This is a genomic window from Oleiphilus sp. HI0079, from assembly GCF_001635105.1.
The window spans coordinates 1-748 of sequence record NZ_LWFT01001140.1 but is presented as its reverse complement, the minus strand read 5'-3'; the positions used below and the strand labels follow the sequence as shown (position 1 = coordinate 748).

Sequence of the window (748 nt, the reverse complement as noted above, 5' to 3'; positions counted from 1 at the left end):
GCCGAGAAAATTATACGCCTCAGCATCTTCGCCATTAGAAGGCTTGATTTAAGCCAACTTCAAAAAACAAAACAGGGAGTGCCGAAACTATGGCCCCGGCAAAGAAAGATAAAGTGAGCAGAAAAGAACAAATCTTGCAGGTTTTGGCAAGCATGCTTGAAGATAATCTCGGGGAGCGCATCACCACCGCAAAGCTTGCCGCAGAGGTTGGTGTTACTGAGGCCGCTTTGTATCGACACTTTCCGAGTAAGGCGAAGATGTATGAAGGTTTGATTGAGTTTATTGAAGAGACGGTTTTTACTCGCATTAACCGTATCAAGCAAGAGGGGCAGAACGCTCTGGATAAGCTCCAAAAAACGCTCACGTTAGTACTTGCTTTTTGTGAAAAGAATCAGGGTATGTGTCGTATTCTAGCAGGCGATGCGCTTGCCGGAGAGAGTGAGAAAGTGCGCACGCGCGCCGAACACTTTTTTCAAAGGCTTGAGACCGAACTCAAGCAGATGATTAAGGATGGAGAGGCGCAAGAATCGCTCGCGCGGAAGCTTAGCCCGGCGGCGAGTGCAAATCTTTTGCTGGTGAATGTTGAGGGTCGGATTCACCAGTACGTGCGAAGTGAGTTTAAAGTGAAGCCGACAGCACATTGGGCGAATCACTGGCCAATCTTGGCTGGTGGTGTGTTTCAGGCGGCTTAATTAGAACTCAAACAGCTCAGGCCGTCGGGGCGAGAAGTGCTCTACTTTGCTCATAA

1 protein-coding gene is annotated in these 748 nt (G+C 48.7%); it reads left to right on the top strand.

The genetic code is table 11. The annotated features are described in order from the left end of the window. The first annotated feature begins 89 nt into the window (after positions 1-89). Positions 90-692 (top strand): nucleoid occlusion factor SlmA, encoded by a 603-nt coding sequence (gene slmA, locus A3750_RS20215; RefSeq protein ID WP_068457029.1) that lies wholly within the window; start codon positions 90-92, stop codon positions 690-692. Positions 693-748 lie beyond the last annotated feature (56 nt).

Bases quoted from the DNA above. Each gene is read 5' to 3' on its own strand.
- slmA (WP_068457029.1), top strand. From the start codon at position 90: ATGGCCCCGGCAAAGAAAGATAAAGTGAGCAGAAAAGAACAAATCTTG.